This is a genomic window from Pseudonocardia halophobica (assembly GCF_050948485.1).
Classification (GTDB): Bacteria; Actinomycetota; Actinomycetes; order Mycobacteriales; family Pseudonocardiaceae; genus Pseudonocardia; species Pseudonocardia halophobica.
The window spans coordinates 7,452,854-7,467,828 of sequence record NZ_CP192046.1 but is presented as its reverse complement, the minus strand read 5'-3'; the positions used below and the strand labels follow the sequence as shown (position 1 = coordinate 7,467,828).

General features: G+C 69.8%; 15 protein-coding genes. 12 read left to right on the top strand and 3 right to left on the bottom strand.

The features are described 5' to 3' along the window. Nucleotide 1 precedes the first annotated feature (1 nt). From ACQP04_RS35710 to ACQP04_RS35685, 6 genes are all read left to right on the top strand, one after another. The gene (locus ACQP04_RS35710; protein WP_433504837.1) at nucleotides 2-1,243 is read left to right on the top strand and encodes an MCE family protein; all 1,242 of its coding nucleotides are present in this window, start codon (nucleotides 2-4) and stop codon (nucleotides 1,241-1,243) included. A gap of 50 nt (nucleotides 1,244-1,293) precedes the next feature. After that, entirely contained in the window at nucleotides 1,294-2,568 is a 1,275-nt protein-coding gene (locus tag ACQP04_RS35705) for an MCE family protein (RefSeq protein WP_433504836.1), read from the top strand. A 1-nt stretch (nucleotide 2,569) separates the two neighbouring features. Next, complete coding sequence (locus ACQP04_RS35700; protein ID WP_433504835.1) at nucleotides 2,570-3,919, top strand: MCE family protein; 1,350 nt, start codon at nucleotides 2,570-2,572, stop codon at nucleotides 3,917-3,919. Between the two features lie 11 nt (nucleotides 3,920-3,930). Further along, nucleotides 3,931-4,605 carry a hypothetical protein gene (locus ACQP04_RS35695; protein ID WP_433504834.1) on the top strand — a complete coding sequence of 225 codons (675 nt, stop codon included), beginning with the start codon at nucleotides 3,931-3,933 and terminating at the stop codon, nucleotides 4,603-4,605. 131 nt (nucleotides 4,606-4,736) lie between these two features. Then, a complete protein-coding gene (locus ACQP04_RS35690; protein WP_433504833.1) occupies nucleotides 4,737-5,174 on the top strand; it encodes a hypothetical protein in 438 nt (145 codons plus the stop codon). Between the two features lie 121 nt (nucleotides 5,175-5,295). Beyond that, entirely contained in the window at nucleotides 5,296-5,895 is a 600-nt protein-coding gene (locus tag ACQP04_RS35685; RefSeq protein WP_433504832.1) for a TetR/AcrR family transcriptional regulator, read from the top strand. Between the two features lie 22 nt (nucleotides 5,896-5,917). On the opposite strand, the gene ACQP04_RS35680 is transcribed toward ACQP04_RS35685, so the two are convergent. Beyond that, nucleotides 5,918-6,526, bottom strand: coding sequence for a TetR/AcrR family transcriptional regulator (locus ACQP04_RS35680; RefSeq protein ID WP_433504831.1), 609 nt, complete (start codon nucleotides 6,524-6,526; stop codon nucleotides 5,918-5,920). Nucleotides 6,527-6,638: 112 nt separating this feature from the next. Between ACQP04_RS35680 and ACQP04_RS35675 the strand changes: the two genes are divergently transcribed. From ACQP04_RS35675 to ACQP04_RS35665, 3 genes are all read left to right on the top strand, one after another. Further along, nucleotides 6,639-7,496 carry an SDR family oxidoreductase gene (locus ACQP04_RS35675; RefSeq protein ID WP_433504830.1) on the top strand — a complete coding sequence of 286 codons (858 nt, stop codon included), beginning with the start codon at nucleotides 6,639-6,641 and terminating at the stop codon, nucleotides 7,494-7,496. A gap of 188 nt (nucleotides 7,497-7,684) precedes the next feature. Beyond that, a complete protein-coding gene (locus ACQP04_RS35670) occupies nucleotides 7,685-8,344 on the top strand; it encodes a hypothetical protein (RefSeq protein ID WP_433504829.1) in 660 nt (219 codons plus the stop codon). A 49-nt stretch (nucleotides 8,345-8,393) separates the two neighbouring features. Continuing rightward, nucleotides 8,394-8,528: a hypothetical protein gene (locus ACQP04_RS35665; RefSeq protein WP_433504828.1), complete on the top strand. Its 135-nt coding sequence runs from the start codon at nucleotides 8,394-8,396 to the stop codon at nucleotides 8,526-8,528. Between the two features lie 28 nt (nucleotides 8,529-8,556). Here the strand turns inward: ACQP04_RS35665 and ACQP04_RS35660 are convergent, their stop codons facing one another. Next, nucleotides 8,557-8,910 (bottom strand): integrase core domain-containing protein, encoded by a 354-nt coding sequence (locus ACQP04_RS35660; RefSeq protein WP_433508502.1) that lies wholly within the window; start codon nucleotides 8,908-8,910, stop codon nucleotides 8,557-8,559. 59 nt (nucleotides 8,911-8,969) lie between these two features. Here ACQP04_RS35660 and ACQP04_RS35655 point away from each other — a divergent pair, with 59 nt between their 5' ends. The 3 genes from ACQP04_RS35655 to ACQP04_RS35645 all read left to right on the top strand — a co-directional run bounded on the left by ACQP04_RS35655 (nucleotide 8,970) and on the right by ACQP04_RS35645 (nucleotide 10,623). Further along, on the top strand, nucleotides 8,970-9,611 hold the full coding sequence (locus tag ACQP04_RS35655) for a hypothetical protein (protein WP_433504827.1): 642 nt from the start codon (nucleotides 8,970-8,972) through the stop codon (nucleotides 9,609-9,611). A gap of 60 nt (nucleotides 9,612-9,671) precedes the next feature. Beyond that, nucleotides 9,672-9,863: a hypothetical protein gene (locus ACQP04_RS35650; RefSeq protein WP_433504826.1), complete on the top strand. Its 192-nt coding sequence runs from the start codon at nucleotides 9,672-9,674 to the stop codon at nucleotides 9,861-9,863. 367 nt (nucleotides 9,864-10,230) lie between these two features. Beyond that, nucleotides 10,231-10,623: a hypothetical protein gene (locus ACQP04_RS35645; protein WP_433504825.1), complete on the top strand. Its 393-nt coding sequence runs from the start codon at nucleotides 10,231-10,233 to the stop codon at nucleotides 10,621-10,623. Here ACQP04_RS35645 and mobF read toward each other — a convergent pair. Further along, on the bottom strand, nucleotides 10,620-14,816 hold the full coding sequence (gene mobF, locus ACQP04_RS35640) for a MobF family relaxase (protein WP_433504824.1): 4,197 nt from the start codon (nucleotides 14,814-14,816) through the stop codon (nucleotides 10,620-10,622). The two genes, ACQP04_RS35645 and mobF, sit on opposite strands and share 4 nt — an antisense overlap. Between the last annotated feature and the right edge of the window lie 159 nt (nucleotides 14,817-14,975).

Below are 14,975 nucleotides of genomic sequence, written 5' to 3'. Positions count from 1 at the left end.
CATGCGTGCCACCGGAATGGTCACCAAGGTGCTCGGGGTGCTCGTGGTGGCGATGGTCGTCGCGGCCGCCGTCGTGCTGGTGGTCAACAACAGCACGAAGAGCGGCGTCGCGTACTTCGCCTCGGTCAAGAACGTCTACCCGAAGGACCGGGTCCGCATCCAGGGCGTGGACGTCGGTGAGATCACCGCGATCGAGCCCCTGGGCGACACGGTCAAGGTCAGCTTCGAGTACGACGCGAAGTACGACCTCCCGGCCGACGCCAAGGCCGCGATCATCTCGCCGACGCTCGTCGCGACCCGGTTCCTGCAGATCGCACCCGCCTACGTCGACGGCCCGGTGCTGGAGGACGGCGGGGTCATCCCGGCCGACCGCACTGCATCGCCGCTGGAGTTCGACGACTTGAAGAAGGAGTTGGGCAACCTCTCCCGGGCGCTCGGACCGGACGGCATCGACAAGGACGGGGCGTTGAGGCGCTTTGCCGACACCGTGGCCGCCAACGCGGCAGGGGGCCAGGGTGCCCGCTTCAACGAGATGGTGCGTCAAGCCTCGGCCGCGGTGCAGACGCTGAGCGACGGCCGGGAGGACCTGTTCGGCACTGTCCGCAACCTGCAGGCCTTCGTCACCGCACTGTCGGCGATGGATGACCAGATCGTGGAATTCAACGGCAGGCTGTCGACGGTCTCGTCGTTCCTCAACGACAACACCGACGAACTGGCGCAGGCCCTGCAGGGCGTCGACGCCGCAGCACGTGCGGTCGACGAGTTCGTCGCGACCAACGGGGCACCGCTGAACACGGCGGTGGACAAGCTCGGGCGGTTCACCCGCACCCTCGCCAACAGCCGTGACGATCTGGCGACGCTCCTCCACGTCGGGCCCAGCACGTTGATGAACACCTTCAACATCTTCTCGCCGCGTAGCGGGGCGCTGACCGGCGTCCTGGAGGTGGACAACCTCAACACCCCGGCGGACTTCGTCTGCTCTGCGTTCTCCGTGGCCTACCAGAGCGTCGATGAGGGCGTGAAGTCCTGCAAGAGCTACCTGGGCCCCCTGCTCAACGTGCTCCGCGTGCAGCCGATACCGGTCGGCGTGAATCCCCTGCTCGTGCCGGGCGGTGGCGGCAACCAGCCCGACCCCGGGCCGGTGGACCCGGCGCCGGGTGACGCCGAAGGTCCGTCGCAGCTGCCTCCGCCCGCGAACATTCCCGGCCTGGGAGGCCTGCTCGTCCCGAACGGGGGCAACTGATGCGAGGAATGCGCAGAGCGAGCGCGGTAGCGGCTCTCGCGGCGGCGACGATGGCCCTGTCCGCGTGTGACTACAAGGGTCTCAACGACTTCACGCTCCCCGGCGCCGCCGGGACGAAGGAGGGATCGTACTCGGTTCAGGTCGAGATGAACGACGTCGCCGACCTCGTGCCCAACAACCCGGTGCGGCTCGGGGACGTCACCGTCGGCAACATCGAGAAGATCGAACTCGACGGCTGGAATGCCGTCGTGACGATCACCCTCGAGCCGGACGTGAAGCTGCCCACCAACGTCACCGCGACGGTGGGCCAGGTCTCGCTGCTGGGCGCCAAGTACATCGAGCTCGGTCAACCGGTCGACCCCGCTCCCCAGCTCGTGGCGGCGAACTCGCGGATCCCGCTCTCCCAGTCCGGGAAGTACCCCGAGACCGAGCAGGTCCTCGCCTCCGTCGCGGCGCTTCTCAACGGAGGCGGACTGAACCAGCTCAAGACCATCACCACCGAGCTGGACAAGACGCTGGACGGCAGGGAACAGACCTTCCGCGGGCTGCTCGAGCAGCTCGACACCTTCGTCACCGGGCTCGACGACCAGAAAGCGGACATCGTCCGGGCCATCGACGGGCTCGATCGACTGTCCGCTCGACTCGCCGAGCAGAACTCGAAGATCGACGGCGCGCTCGACAGCCTGCCCAGCGGACTCGAGGTGCTCAACCGGGAGCGGGCGAAGTTGACGTCGACCCTGACCGCACTCGGCGACTTCGGTGTGGCCTCGGACGAGGTCATCGAGCGGACCTCGGACGATCTCACCACAAACGTGGCGAACCTGGAGCCTGCGCTGCGCGGCCTCGCAGACTCCGGTCACTCACTCACGGACTCGCTCGGGCTGCTGGGCACCCTGGTGTTCCCGCTCAAGGGCTTCGGAAAGATCTACCGCGGGGACTACGTGAACTTCTGGCTCACCCTGGACCTCACGTTGTCCACGCTGGACCGGAACTTCCTCACCGGAACCCCGTTCGCAGGCAGCCTCGGCAACTTCGAGCAGGTGCTGGCGGGGACGGGGGGCGCGGCGCTGCAGAACGCGAACCCTCTCCTCGCCCCGATCCAGCCCGGCCCCGATGGCCGGCCGCCCGCGGTTCCGCTACCGGATGCCGTCGGCGACCTACTGCCACGCGGTGGCGGGGTGGCAGGCTCCCAGCCCGCGACCCGGCCCACCGACGCGCCACCGCCTCCCACAGGCGACCCCATTCCACCCGATGAGCGTCCGCCGGGCGGCGAGGCCCCGGGCCCGATCGGGGACCTCGTCGGCGGGCTGACGGGAGGGAACTGACATGCTCATCTCCCGGTTCGTCAAGGTCCAGCTCGTCCTGTTCACCATCCTGACGCTCATCGCCGCCATCCTGATCGTGTTCGTCTACGTCCGGGTGCCGAGCCTGCTCGGTGTGGGACGCATCGCAGTCACGGCCGAGCTGCCGGTCGCAGGCGGGCTCTACCCGAACGCCAACGTCACCTTCCGCGGTGTGACCGTCGGCAAGGTGACCGACATCGAGCTCGAGGACGACCACGTCGTCGCCACCTTGTCGATCGACTCCGAGCGGGTCCCCTCCGAGGCGAGCACGGCAGAGGTGCACAGCGTCTCGGCGATCGGGGAGCAGTACCTCGACCTGATCCCGCCGCCGGGAGACGGCGGGCGGCCCCTCAACGACGGCGACGTGATCCCGTTGTCTCGCACGTCGGTCCCGCCCGCGACCGCCGACGTCCTGCAACAGGCCGACTCCCTGCTCGCGTCCGTTCCCCCCGATCAGATGCGCAGCACACTGAACGAGTTCGCGGCGGCGTTCGACGGCATCGGCCCCGATCTCGGGCGTCTGTTGGACAACACGCAGAGGCTGGTGGGAACGGCACGGGAGAACCTGGACAGCACCGAACAGCTGCTCCGCGACTTTCAGCCGTTCGCCGACTCCCAGCTGGTCAGCAGCGATGCGATTCGCGGATGGAGCCGCGATCTCGCCGGCTTCTCACGGACTCTGCGTGATCAGGATCCGCCGCTTCGCGCCGTGCTGACCGAGGGGGCCGAGGCCGCCGTCCAGGCCACCTCCCTGTTGAAGGACCTGAGCAGGACGACTCCGACCCTGCTTTCGACCACAGGCGTCCTCACCCGGCTGGCCGAGGCCTACCACGCTCCGATCGAGCAGGTCCTCGTCGTCTACCCGATGCTGGCGGCGGCCAACCAGATGATCGTGCCGAAGGACCAGCCCGGTGCGCTGCGGTTCAACCTCGAGACCAACATCAACCCACCCGGCTGTACGGAGGGGTGGACGCCGCCCGGACAGCCGGGCGGCCCGCGCAACTCCGCTGAGCTCGCGGACCTGCCGCTACCCCAGAACAGCTACTGCAAGCTCCCCCAGTCCGATCCCACACTGGCCCGGAGCGCCCGGAACCTGCCGTGCTTCGAACCCGGGTCACCCCCCGGGCGCCGCGCAGCGACCATCTTCCAGTGCCGCGGCACCGGCTACGAACCGGAGGCCGCCGGGCGGGTCACCATCGAGCCAGACCTCGGGCTCAACGGCCAACCCGCCTTCGCCGAACCGCTCGCCGCGCTGGGAGCGAACAGCGTCCCTGCACCTACCACCGAGGAGCTGACATGGCACTCGCTTCTGCTGCCCCCCGCAGGGGGGTGAACGGCCACGACATGGCCTCGCAACCCTCGACGAACCCGAAGGGTGCCGTCGACGAGACCGACGACGCCACCGTCGAGGAGCCCTCCGACTCCGACGAGACGGCCACCACCGACTCCGACGAGACGGCCACCACCGACTCCGACGAGACGGTCACCGCCGAGGGCCGCCCGGGCGACGAGGCCGCCGACCGAGCGCCTCTCCTGGCAGGGCGTCGCCTCACGGGCCTCGTGTCCTTGCTCGTCGTAAGCGTCCTCCTGCTCGCGGCCGCGATCACGGCGGCCGTCTTCTGGACGCACGGTCAGGCGATGATCGACGATCGGGAGAACGCCCTCTCGGCAGCTCGCCAGTCAGCGGTCAACTTGACGACGATCGACTACAACCAGGCCGAGCAGGACGTCCGACGGGTGCTCGAGGGATCCACGGGCGACTTCGGTGGCCTGTTCACCCAGAACCTGGACTCTTACGTGGGCGTGGTGAAGGACGGCGAGGTCGTCACCGCAGGCGAGGTGACGGCGGCAGGCCTCGAGACCTTCGACGGTGAGACGGCCGGCGCACTCGTCGCCGTCCGGACCACGGTGAAGAACAAGACCGTGCCGGAGGGCGAGCAGCGCTTCTACCGATTGGTGCAGCAGATGGAGAAACATGACGGCCGATGGCTCGTCGCACGGGTGGAGTTCGTGCCGTGAGCGGGGTCGGTACCGCGCTGACCGTTGTGGGTGCCGGTGCACGGTGGGCCGCCCACCTGCCCGTGACAGCCTGGACGGATGCCCGACGCAGACCGCGACGGACGTTCTGGCTTCTGGGCACGACGGCCGTCGTGCTCCTGCTCGTCACCGGACTCTTCGCGTTTCTGGCGCTGCAACAGACCCAGGTCGAGCGCGCGCGGGGCGAGGCCCGGGCCGCCGCGGACCAGAAGGTCGTCGAGCTGCTCTCCTATGACCACCGGACGATCGCGACCGATATCGGCGCGCGCATGGCTCTGCTGACCGGCCAGTTCAAGGAGGACTACGGCGCGCTGCTGCGGGACGTCGTCATTCCGGCCGCGACCCAACAGCAGCTGACGACGCGGTCGTCGGTCGTGTCCTCCTCGGTGGCGGGTGATGACGGCATCGACCAGGTCCAGGTCGTCATGTTCCTGAACCAGACCACACAGTCCTCCGCGAGCCCGGACCCGACTCTGTCCGGCAGCCGCCTCCACGTGACCATGGAGAAGAAGGACGGAGACTGGCTGGTCGCGGAACTGACGCCCGTCTGAAGGCCGCAGGCCGCGGGTGCCTGAGCGCCCGCGGCCTCGATGACGGCTCCCGCTGTCGGCTCGACCGACCACCGGATGATCACGCGGTACTGTGAGGGCCGTCGGCGCTACCGGGAGAGTCGTGGATCAGGGCGAGAGGTCGTTTCCCCGACATCGGCGTAGTACCCGGGTTCGTCTGCTGGCGGCGGCCGAGGAGTGTTTCCTCGCCGACGGCATTCCGCATACCTCGATGGAGGACGTCGCACGGCGCGCCAGGATCTCGAGGCCCACCATCTACCGTCATTTCTCCGACCGCGACGGACTGATCAGGGCAGCCCTGGAATGGCGGGCACAGGCGTTCGGCGAGCGCCTGCACGCCCATGTCGCGCGCTTCCCCACCTTCCAAGAACGCATTCTCGAAGGCCTCGTCTTCTTCGTCCTCTGGGGTCGGCGAGATCCGATCCTGCGCGGAATGCTCCAGCCTGAGGACCACGAGGACGCGTCGGGCTTGACGTTGGTCACCGAACTCGCCCCGGAGCTCGTCCATAAGATGTGGCATCCCCTCCTACACGAGGCTCAGCAGGCCGGGGCCCTCTCCGGCGATCTGGACCTTCGTCAGGTGAGCGGGCTGTTCTCGGATCTCGAGTTGATGCTGGTCGCCCGTCAGGAGATCATCGACTTCTCCGGCAGCTCCGTGCGGGACATGCTGCGCGCCTACCTGCTTCCCGTGCTCACCGCGTGACGACGAGGCCTCAGGAGTGCGCTCACTGACGGAGTGAGCTGTGCAGCAGCGGAACGACGAACCGTCGCAGCAGTTGCTTGTGCGATGGATCGGCGGCTCCGAGCCGCTCCACACGCGCGACCATCATAAGCGAGATCGCGACCAGCCATGAGGCGAACTCGGGGATGTCGAGGTCGGGCCGGATCCGTGAGGCCTTCTGGGCTTCGCTCAGCAGCGGAACCCAGAACGCCGTGGCCAAGCCGGTGGCCAGGCGGCGGGCGTCCACGGCGGCGTCCTTCGTCTGTGGTGTGGTCAGGCTGAACAGGTGCATGACCATGGGGTCGCGGGATCCGTGGTCGACGAGGTAGATCATGCCGTCGACGAGGCGGTCGTCGATGCGGTGACGCGTCGCCATGAAGCGCCGTGCCCGCTCGAACAGGTCGTTGGCGCGGTACTCGACGACGCTGGAGATGAGGGTTTGTCGAGTGGGGTAGTAGCGGTACACGGTCGGCCTGGACAGCCCGGCCTCCTGTGCGACGTGATCCATGGTCGTCGCCTCGATGCCGAAGCGCGCGTAGCACGTCTCGGCCGCAAGGAGGATCGCGGTGGACGGTGCGGCGATCCGGCTTCGCGTTCCGCGATTCTCGACCATGAAACCCCCTCCACCCGCACTTATATCAGTCGCCGCGACGGCGTTGGAGAGGACTACAGCGCCGTGTTCCGGTGCGGTGCGTGCGACAGGGATCGCTTGAGAGGGTCAGGTCATGGCGACGTGGTTCGTGACGGGGAGCTCGCGCGGGCTCGGACTCGAGATGGTGCAACAGCTTGCGGAGCGTGGCGAGGATGTGATCGCGACAGCCCGTCGGCTCGATTCGATCCCGGACCACCTCCGCGCCGACGATCACGTCCTCGCCGTCGAGGCCGATGTGACGTCTCCGAAGGCGGTGCAGGAAGCGGTCACCGAGGGCCTCGAGTGCTTCGGTGGGATCGACGTCGTTGTGAACAACGCGGGCTACGGAATCACCGGTGCCGTCGAGGAGACGACGGATGCCGAGGTCCGGGCGGTCTTCGACACCAACTTCTTCGGCGTGCTGAACGTCGTCCGCGCAGTGTTGCCGCACATGCGGAGCCGTCGTGCGGGCCGCATCCTGACCATCGGCTCGGTCGCCGGCCTGAGAGGACTCGCCGGCGTCGGGGTCTATAGCGCGACCAAGCACGCACTCGAGGGGCTGACCGAGGCCATGGCTCAGGAGCTGGCGCCGCTGGGCATCTCGGTCGGTGTCGCCGAGCTCGGCGCGGTGCGTACCGGCTTCCTCAACCCGGATGCCATGCAGATCACCGGAGGCCGGATCGCGGACTACGGGGAAGGCCCCACCCGCTTCGCCACGGACTTCGCCACCACGGGCCATGGCCGTCAGCTCAACGACGTCGGTGCTGTGGCCTCCCTCTTGATCGACGCGGCGACCGCTCCGAGCCTGCCGGTTCACCTGCCGGTAGGGCCTGACGTGCTCACGGCGGTCGAGGCGAGGAGACGAGTCTTCGACGGCGTCCTCGAGACCTGGGGGGCCAGGGCTGCGGCGACCGCTCATGCCGACGGCGGTGCTGGTTCACCTGCGCGTTGAGGTCGGCCTGGTGACAGGCGTCCACCCCTCCCGCGACCTGCTCGAGCCAGAACGTCGACGGGACGCCACGGAGGAGGTGGCCGACAGTAAGGAATAGAAGTGCGGAACAAGTCCCTTCCATCAGCCGCGAACCTTTGATCACAATGTCGGATACCCTACTTGACGCACCTGCAGCGCTGCCCTCGACTATGCCGCGGACTCTCGCGGTCGCGTCGTACGAGCTCGGTCTGAGCCTTCTTCAGGACGGCAACACAGACGATGCAGCGATCGCCTTCGCCGACGCTATCCAGGCCGAGGTCGGTGCATTACGTCCCGGAATTCTGCAACCTGCAGTCGAAGCGACCGTGGCGTTGCTACTGTCCAGGTTGTTGTACGCCGAGGGCGGCGGGAACGCCGCAGCTGAGCTGGCGTTGAACTCGGTGAGCACCGAGATGTTCGGTGCACATGTGGCCTCTACAGCTCATCTCGGGCTGGCGATCGCGAGCCTCGGCCGTCTTGGCGCAGCGGCATGGCACCTCGGTGAGGCTGCGCGCCTGCGGAAGGTCGGGATGCCCACGCTCGGTGAGAGGCTGGTGCACGTCGCTTTTCGTCGGCAGGCAGACATGCCGGCGCCGGACGCTAAGCAGTTGGCGCTCGCGTTGCGACGCGAGGGGCGACCTGCCGAGTTGGCTTGGACGCTCACCATTCTCGCTTCCGACCGTCTCGCGGAGGGGAATCTCCTCGAAGCCCTTGCTATCGCTGTCGAGGCCGTCGGTACCGCTTCGACCGTCAATGACCCGCATGGAGGCAAGCTCCTGGCTCGCGCGCAGTATTTGCTCGACATGGTGAACCGCGTACTCGACAAGTGACTCGCCCTGGGTCTGACGGGCCCCTGACCTTGGAAACGAGGATGGAGCCATGCCGAGAGAGCAGTCGCCGGGCAAGCCGACCACGCGCTCCGCCGCGGCGGATGTCCACGTGTTCACCGTGCTCACCACGCTGCGCTCCTTGGCCCGGCGGATCCGGGCACCACAGGGCGAGGCTGCCCACTAGCTGTAGTGACCCGGGACGTTGTTGACGGTCAGGCGGCGAGTCGGGTGGCCGGGGGTCGGCCTCCGAGGGCGGAGTGGGCGCGTCGAGTGTTGTAGTCGTGCACCCAGCTGTCCAGGGCGGCGAGGCGTTCGGTGTTGGAGTGCCAGGGGCGGGCGTAGGCGAACTCGGTGAGCAGGGTTCGGTTGGACCGTTCGGGACTGCCCAGGGTTCGGTTGACTCCTGATCTGTGAGGACGAGCTCCCTCCTCGTTCCTGGCGGGACCGAGCTCGTGACACGTCCGGGCGACCCCTTGGAGATGCGCGCGCTCCGCGTGCCGAACCGGCTGTGGATGTCGCCGATGTGCCAGTACTCCGCGGCGGCGACCGGCGCGAATGCGGGCCATGTGACCGACTGGCACGGCTTCACCTCGAGGCGCGGGCCGTCGGTGGCGTCGGTTTGGTGATGACGGAGGCCACGGCCATCCACCCCGATGGGCGGGTCAGCCCGACGGATCTCGGCATCTGGTCCGACGATCAGGTGGAGGGCCTAAGCCGCATCGTCGCAGCGGTGCGGCGGCATGGCGCGGTGCCCGCACTGCAACTGGGCCACGCGGGCCCGAAGGCCTCCACCTACCAACCCTGGATCGACCGGCGACGCCGGGTGGAGCCCGCCGACGGCGGATGGCTGCCCTGGGCGGCGTCAGCGACACCGGCCGGGCCGGAGGTCCGCGAGCTCGCCACCGAGGAAGCGGACGCGGTGCCCGGCCTCTTCGCCGCTGCGGCTGGCCGCGCCCTGCGGGCCGGCTTCCAGGCCGCCGAGATCCATGCCGCGCATGGCTACCTGCTGCACGCCTTCCCCTCCCCGTTGGGCAACCGACGCGAGGACGTCTACGGGAAGGACCGATCCCGGCTGACCCGTGACGTAGTAGGAGCAATCCGCGAGGTGTGGCCCGCCGACCTGCCGCTCCTGCTGCGAATCTCGGCCACGGACTGGCTCGACGGAGGACTCACCGTCGCCGACGCTGTGGCGCTCACCGAGGAGGTCGTCCCACTCGGAGTCGATCTCGTCGACGTCTCGAGCGGTGGGCTCCACCCCGCCGATTGAGCTCTACCCCGCTACCAGGTACCTCTCGCCGCCGAGATCAGGCGGGCGACCGGAGCCGTGGTGGGCGCGGTCGGCCTGATCGAGGAGCCCGAGCACGTCATACGCATTCTCGCCGACGGCGACGCGGACGTCGTCTTTGCTGTTCGAGCGACGCTGCGCGACCCGAATTGGGCGCGGAAGGTGTTGAAGGCCTCCGGCTCGCCTGCCCGCTGGCCGGACCAGTACGCCTGGGCGATCGGCGCCGAGGGCTGATGGCTGGCCTGGCCGAAGGACGCTGTTGACATCGAGCTGACATCGAGCTGGCGGTAGGCGACGGAGCACCTGTCGGCTCTTCTCGCAGTACCGTCTGCGGAGATAGGGCCCCAGTTATGGCACTGTCGTTTCGGAAAGGGTTCACGGCCTCGACGCACCTCTCGCCGCGAAAGGCAGGTCCCCGACGATGACTCGCTGCTCTCGCTCGAATTGGTGCGCGGCGACGTCGGCGCAACTGGAGGACCTGCTGTGGCTGGCTCACCGGAGTGCCTCGTCCGGCTCCCGCAAGTATTCCGGCGTGGCGGCGACCGGTGCGTGGGTCCTCGGGCACGGGCCTGGTCCGGTGACGCGGCGATCGGAGCAGCCGGTGACAGAGGCCCTGGCGACGGCGGAGATGTGGGCGGCGAGCACGGCGGGCGGCCCCGCCGAGGTCCTGCAGACGGTATGTCGACAGCTCGAGGTGCCGTATGTTGAGCCACAGGTCGTCGAGCCGCAGTGGGCCGAGGGTGTGTACCGCACCCTGCGGTGGTTGACCCGTGTCGGCGATGAGCCGTGCCCGCTGGAGTTGCCGGTGCGGGGTAGGGACGGGCACGTGCTGTCGGTGGACGAGCTGGTGAACTGGGCCATCAGCGCGGCACCGCACAGAGCGTGGGAGCCCGAGGACCGGGCGGCGCTGCGCCGCCGCGCCGAAGTGAAGGCGCAGCGGTCGCAGGAGCTCGCAGCTGTGGTCAAGGACCTCCGGCGCCGGGCGGCGTCCTAGCGACCAAAGGCCAAGTCAGCGTCCTGGGTCTGCTCGGTCTCGCGGTCCTGTGCCCAGAGCGCGAGCTGCGCGGCGCGTTCGGCGTGTTCCTCCGACTCATGACAGGTATCGATGGCGTCTCGACCGTGGATCTTCGCTAGTGCGAGCTGTGCTCGTCGGATCGCGTCCGTCGTGCTGTCAGATGTCATATCCGAGCTGAGCTGCCGTGCGCTGGTGGCCGTCGGAGCAGCGGAGCGAGCCATGTCGACGTCCTCGGCGAGGTCGAGCTCGGTGATCTGGCGGTGCTGGTCTTCCTGCGTCTGCTCGTTTTGGTGTGCCTGTAGCCATTCCTCGGCGGTGACGGTGGGTTCGGCGTCGAGGCTGACGCCGCGCGCGGAGAGTTCGGCGCGAGCGCGTTCGGCGCGGTCGCGGGTGGTGGCGGTGTGGGCGTACCAGCGGGCGCGGGCGGCGTCGATGATCTCCAGTTCGGCTGCGCGTTGGGTGAGTGCAGCGGCTTCGTCGCGGGCGCGTTGGGCGGCGTCGCGGAGTTGTTGCTGCTCGTCGGGGTCGGTGGCTGCGTTGGCGTGGGCGGTCCAGATCTCGGCGTCGGTGTGGTGGGCGTGGATGCGGCGGTGGGTGTCGGCGAGTTCGTCGGCGACGTAGTCGGGGGCCCAGTCGAGTTCGCGCTGGTAGGCGGCGACGCGGACGCGCAGTTGCCCGTCGGTGGCTTCGGCTTCTTCGGCGCCATGGTCGGGCAGGTCGAGGGCCTGGTGGGCGGTGCGCCAGAGCGCGGCTTTCTCCGCGAGCCCGGCGGGTGGGGCGGCGCCGAGGGGGTCGGTGGGGTGGTCGTGGTCGGCGAGTTCGCGGTAGGCGGCGGCCCAACCGGCCCGCTCGATCCACGCCGCGCGGGCGGGCTCGTCGTCGGGGACGGGGCCGAGGGCGTCGATGGCCCAGGCGGGTTGGGTTTCGGCGGTTTCGGTGCCGAGGGTGTGGCGGCGGTGGTCGGCGGCGTGGGCGTGGTGTTCGAGCTGGTCGCGCCACTGCACAGAGATATTGCGCGGGACGAGTTGGGTGGCGGTGTCGAGGGTGGGGGCGAGGTGGCCGTCGAGGCTGGTGTGGATGCGGTGGTGCAGGACCTGGGCGGGGGAGCGGGCGGTGTCGAGGGTCTGCAGCCGCACGGCTTTCTCCAGAGTCTCGTCGGGGTTGTGGCCGGCGAGTTCGACCCGGCGTAGGAGCTGGTCGAGGGCGTCCATGGAGGGGTCGGCGGCCAGAGCGAGCCGCTGGTCGGGGGTGAGGGCGCCGGTGTGGGTGAGCTGGTCGAGGTGGGCGGCGGTGCGGCCGGCGAGGACGCGGGTGACGCCGTCGGCGAGCCGGTCGATGTGGTGTTGCATCGAGGCGGCCTGGTCGAGGGAGTGTTCGTGTTCGGCGAGTGCGGAGAGGTTGCGTAGGTCCTGGTCGCAGATGTCGGCGAGTACGGCGCGTCCGGTGCGGGGTTGGACGGTGGTGATGTCCCCGATCGGGGAGTCGTCGGGGCGGTGGGTGGTGATGGCGTAGGCGGTGTTGCGGTCGCGGCCGCGGGTGAGCGCGACGTAGGTGGCGGCGAGGTCGCTGCCGGGGCCGATGACGGCGTGGGCGGTGTCGACGGTGCGGCCTTGGGCGGCGTGCACGGTGCAGGCGTACCCGAGGGCGAGATCGGCCCGGACGTACTCGGATGGCAGGGTCAGCACCGCCCCGCTCGGCGTGGCGACCCGGAGGGAGCCGTTGTCGAGCACGTCGGTGATGCGGTAGGTCTCGCGGTTGATCGGGGCGCGGGTGTTGCCGTGGCTGCCGAGGAGTTCCCAGCCGTTGCGGCGGGCCTGGACGAGGTCGCCGACCCCGGCGGTGGTGCCTTGCGCGGTGAGCTCGACCCCGGCCTCGGCGATGTGGCCGAGGGTGACGAGCTGGGCGCGCAGCTGGGCGGACAGGCGGGCGGCGGCTTCGTTGGAGCCGACGAGCAGGATCGCCTCTTTGCCGGCGAGGGTGTCGGCCAGCCAGGCCCGGGCCGCCGCAGTTTCGGCGTGTTCGCGGGCGCCGGCGTCGATGATGCGGCCGTGGCGGTCGTAGTCGGTGATCGCGGACTGGTCCCCGGCCCGGAGGCGCAGTGAGGCGGCGCGTTCCCAGGGGTGGGTGAAGCGGCGGACCTCGGCGAGTTGGTAGCGCAGGCCGTGTTCGGCGAGGTCGGCCAGCGCGCCGCCGGGCCCGACGGCGGCCAGCTGTCTCGGGTCGCCGACGAGCAGCAGTTTGGCCCCGGCCTGGGTGACCGTGGTGTGGATGGCGGTGAGGTCGGTGGTGGAGGCCATGCCGGCCTCGTCGACCACGACCAGGGTGTCGCTGCTCAGCTGTGGGTTGGTGGCCAGCCAGCGGGCGGTGTTGACCGAGGGCAGGCCCTCGGCGGTGAGCACGTTCGCGGCGGCCTGGGACGGGGCGAGGCCGATGGCCTCGCGGCCGGAGGCGGTCCAGGCTTCGGCGATCGCGGCGACGGTGAACGATTTGCCCGTGCCCGCCGCGGCGGACAGGACCTCGACCCGCGCGCCAGAGGACAGGATCCCGGTGACGGCGGCGGCTTGGTCGGCGCCGAGTCCGTGGCCGGATTCGGCGAATCGGGCGACGACCGCTTGGGCTTGTTCGGCAGTGAGGGCGGGGGCGCCGCGTTCGACCGCGGCCAGGCGCAGGTGCCGCTCGGCGGCCATCTGCCCGACGGTCGTGTACTTGACCCCACCAGGGCGTTGGTAGACCGAGCGACCGTCGGCCAGGCGAAGCTCGGCTGGAAGGTGGTCGCTGTCCTCGTCCGGGGCGGAGAGCCGGACCGCCCTGTCGAGGGCCTGGTCGGTGAGCTGGTCGAGCAGTACGCGGATGACGCCAGGGTCGAGGTCGAGCCCAGCGGGCAGCGCGTCGGAGATCGCCCGGGTCAAATCCGAGCGGGTCCAGGACTGGCGACGGTCGGCCGCGGTGGTGAGTGCGCGCTCGATGACGTCCTCCGGGGACCACCGCTCCGGGTCCGGCTGCTGCTGGGCCAGGTCGAGGACGGTGTGGGCGACTTTGCCGAGGCCACCGGTGACGGCGCTGCGGGTCTCGGCCTCCCACCGGTCCAACCGCTGCTCGAGGGTTTCGGCGTTGTGGGCCTTCGCGGCACGGGTGGCCAGGGTGGCCTGCTGGGACAGCCGGGTGCGTTCCAGGGGTGAGGGTTCGCGGCCGAACCGCTCGGTGAAGGCGTCGATGTAGGTCTGGGTCTTCGCGGTGATCGCGCGGCGGCGGGAGGAGAACAGGTCCAGCACCTCCTGGCGGATCCCGGTGATCTCCCGGCCGTGCCCGTCCGGGCGGGCGGCGAACCGCACCCCGAGCGCCCGCGTGAGGTGGGCTTCCATCACCCGTTCTCCCACGGCTCCCGCCGCGCCACGGTGGTCATGGATCGCTCGCCCGTCCAGCGCCCGCCAGCTCCCGTCCGCGCACGGCGCGCGGTTGAGGATGGCTTGGTGGACGTGCAGTTGCGGGTCGCGGTCGCGGGAGTCGTGCTGCAGGAACTGGGCGACCACCCACTCGTGGGCGTCGGTCCATCTCCCGGCGCCCCCGCCGTGATGCCCGACCCGGGCGTAGCCGGCCACGTCGGCCAGGTAGTCGATCGAGGCGCGGGCACCGGCCAGCACCGCGTCCTCCACCGCGCGACGGTGCTGCCCCCACGCCGCGGCGGCCACTGCGTCGCCGGCTGCGCGGGCGTTGTTCTCGGCGCGCTCGAACGCGACCCCCAACACCGTCACCGACTTCGGCGCGGAGAAGGTGACGTCGATGAAACTCACCGCCTGGCGCGCCGACCGCTCGGCCTGACCGCGCAGCGCCGCCCGCTCCTCCGGACCCGCACCGGGCTGGGTGGCGAGTAGGTCGGCGAACAGCTCGTCGGGGGTGCGGTACTTGCGGTGCGCCGGCGCGAACGTCTCGGCCTGCCCCCACGTCGCCCGCGACCGCGTGGCCGGGTCTCGAGGGTCGAGGAGATGGCTGTAGACGGCCTCCATCAGATCCGCGTCCACCTCCCCGCGCAGCCCGAGCAACTCCGCGCCCGCGCCGTACCACAGCCCCGCCGGCTCCCCTGCTGCGACCGCGCCGGTGTAGTAGCCCTCCCGGCCGCCCGCGACCGGCCCGGTCAGATACGCCACGTCGTGCCCGGTGGAGATGCTCAGCACGACGACACCAACCCCTGCCGCAGCGCCGCGGGGGTGGCGGCGCAGAGCGGGACCGGGCGGCCCGCGGGCCGCCCCTGGTGATCGTGATGCATAGGTGTGCGTCGGTTTGTGATCTTGAGTAGTTGATGTTGTGAGTGGGGCTGTGGAGGCGGTTGGAGG

Bases quoted from the DNA above. Each gene is read 5' to 3' on its own strand.
- ACQP04_RS35670 (WP_433504829.1), top strand. From the start codon at position 7,685: ATGCCGCGGACTCTCGCGGTCGCGTCGTACGAGCTCGGTCTGAGCCTT.
- ACQP04_RS35665 (WP_433504828.1), top strand. From the start codon at position 8,394: ATGCCGAGAGAGCAGTCGCCGGGCAAGCCGACCACGCGCTCCGCCGCG.
- ACQP04_RS35710 (WP_433504837.1), top strand. From the start codon at position 2: ATGCGTGCCACCGGAATGGTCACCAAGGTGCTCGGGGTGCTCGTGGTG.
- ACQP04_RS35695 (WP_433504834.1), top strand. From the start codon at position 3,931: ATGGCCTCGCAACCCTCGACGAACCCGAAGGGTGCCGTCGACGAGACC.
- ACQP04_RS35705 (WP_433504836.1), top strand. From the start codon at position 1,294: ATGGCCCTGTCCGCGTGTGACTACAAGGGTCTCAACGACTTCACGCTC.
- ACQP04_RS35700 (WP_433504835.1), top strand. From the start codon at position 2,570: ATGCTCATCTCCCGGTTCGTCAAGGTCCAGCTCGTCCTGTTCACCATC.
- ACQP04_RS35680 (WP_433504831.1), bottom strand. From the start codon at position 6,526: ATGGTCGAGAATCGCGGAACGCGAAGCCGGATCGCCGCACCGTCCACC.
- ACQP04_RS35675 (WP_433504830.1), top strand. From the start codon at position 6,639: ATGGCGACGTGGTTCGTGACGGGGAGCTCGCGCGGGCTCGGACTCGAG.
- ACQP04_RS35655 (WP_433504827.1), top strand. From the start codon at position 8,970: ATGACGGAGGCCACGGCCATCCACCCCGATGGGCGGGTCAGCCCGACG.
- ACQP04_RS35660 (WP_433508502.1), bottom strand. From the start codon at position 8,910: ATGGCCCGCATTCGCGCCGGTCGCCGCCGCGGAGTACTGGCACATCGG.